The following is a 1,949-nucleotide window of genomic DNA, read 5'->3' on the forward strand; positions in this document are numbered from 1 at the left end:
GTCGCCGGGGCTCGCCGAGGGCGGTGAGCGTGCGGGGCGGGCGCGGTTCGCCGCCTGGTGCCGGGACGGTCTCGGCGCGTACGAGGCCCGCCACGACGACCTCGCGGGGGACGCCACGTCACGCCTGTCACCCCACCTGCACTTCGGCACGCTGTCCGCGACGGAGCTGGTCCACCGGGCCGGGGAGGCGGGCGGGCCGGGAGCGGAGGCCTTCGTACGGCAGCTGTGCTGGCGGGACTTCCACCACCAGGTGCTCGCCGCCCGGCCTCGGGCCGCGCACGTCGACTACCGCCCGCGGGGGGACCGCTGGCGCGGGGAGCGGTCGGCCGCGGAGGACATCGACGCCTGGAAGCGGGGCCGCACCGGCTACCCGCTGGTCGACGCCGCCCTGCGCCAGCTGCTCCACGAGGGCTGGATGCACAACCGCGGGCGGTTGCTGACGGCGAGTTTCCTCGTGAAGACGCTGTACGTGGACTGGCGTGTCGGCGCACGCCACTTCCAGGACCTGCTGGTGGACGGGGACCTCGCCAACAACCAGCTCAACTGGCAGTGGGTGGCGGGGACGGGCACGGACAGCCGGCCCCACCGGGTGCTGAACCCCCTGGTGCAGGCCAGGCGGTACGACCCGGACGGCGTGTACGTGCGCCGATGGGTTCCGGAGCTCGCCGGTGTCGAGGGGGCGGCGGTGCACGAACCGTGGAAGCCGCGGGTGGCGGGGCGGTGCGGTGACTACCCGGAGCCGCTGGTGGGACTCGCGGAGGGGCTGGCCCGCTTCAGGCACGCGCGCGGGCTCGACGCACCGTCCGCCCCCCGATCCGCTCGGTGAACACCACCGCGGGCACGCGCGCGGGCTCGATCCAGCGGTGCGGTGACCGAGGTCGAGCCGGGTGCGGGCGTGCCCTTCGGGGTGGGTCGACGCGGGGGCGAAGTCAGATCTTGCGGTAGCGGGCGTGGGCCCAGGAGAAGACGCCGAAGGCCACCAGACCGAGAGCGATCAGGGCGAGCAGCCACGGACCGGCCGGAGTCTCGGTGAACGAGCGCAGTGTGTCGTCCATGCCCTTGGCCTTGCCCGGTTCGTGCCGGACGGCCGCGGCGACGGCGAATCCGCCGGCCGTCGCGAAGAGGACGCCGCGGGCGCTGCCGCCGAAGACGCCGAGGACGTCGACGCCGCGGCGGACCTTCCTGCTCATCTCCGCCATCTTGAGGCGCTTGTGGTAGGCGCGGGTGACGGCACGGTAGATCATCCAGAGGCCGGCGCCGACCACGACGGCGCCCGCGATGCCGACGATCCACTGGCCTCCGGTCCAGCCCAGGACCCGGGCGGTGACGTCGTCGGTCTGCCGGTCGCTCGAACCGCTTCCGCTCCCCTGGTCACCGGCGGCGTAGGCGAGTACGGAGTAGGACATGAAGGCGTAGAAGACGGCCCGCGCGGCGGCCATGACCCTCTTGGTCGGCTTGTCGCCATCGGGGCCGGCCTGGCCGAAGAACGCCTCGGACAGGCGCCACAGGGCCATCGCGGCCAGCCCCAGTCCGAGAGCCCACAACAGGACGTTGCCGAAGGGCTTCTCGGCTATCTCGGCGATGGCCCCGCCCCGGTCGGCCTGCTTTCCGCCTCCGTCCGAGAAGGCGATGCGCAGTGCCAGCACGCCCACCAGGAGGTAGATCACCCCGCGGGCGACGAAGCCCGCGCGCGCTCCCATGTCCATGGCCTTGCTGTTGGCGGCCCCTCTGGCCCGGCCCCGTCCGTTCGCCACCCACGCGTTCGTGTTCATGAACTGGCGGATGCCCCTGAACGGGGGATCAATGCCGGATCCGCTCAGGGCGGAGCGGCGGTGGCTTCCCGTCGCGGGCGGCGGGGCTCGTGGCCGGGCCGGTGCGGGCCGTCGCGGGCTCGGTTCCCCGGCGGCTCCCGGGTCGGTCCCCGGGTGGCCGGGGTGCCTCAGGTCGCG

Annotated in this window: 2 protein-coding genes; one reads left to right on the forward strand and one right to left on the reverse strand. The window is 74.0% G+C overall.

The window, feature by feature from the left end; all coding sequences use genetic code 11:
* Nucleotides 1-826, forward strand: an 826-nt coding sequence (locus ABZ371_RS32100; RefSeq protein WP_358686362.1) for an FAD-binding domain-containing protein, incomplete at its 5' end; no start/stop codon positions are given.
* 103 nt (nucleotides 827-929) lie between these two features.
* Here the strand turns inward: ABZ371_RS32100 and ABZ371_RS32105 are convergent.
* On the reverse strand, nucleotides 930-1,772 hold the full coding sequence (locus ABZ371_RS32105; protein ID WP_358686364.1) for a DUF1206 domain-containing protein: 843 nt from the start codon (nucleotides 1,770-1,772) through the stop codon (nucleotides 930-932).
* Nucleotides 1,773-1,949: the final 177 nt, after the last annotated feature.

The organism is Streptomyces sp. NPDC005899, from assembly GCF_040629645.1.
Taxonomy (GTDB): Bacteria; Actinomycetota; Actinomycetes; order Streptomycetales; family Streptomycetaceae; genus Streptomyces.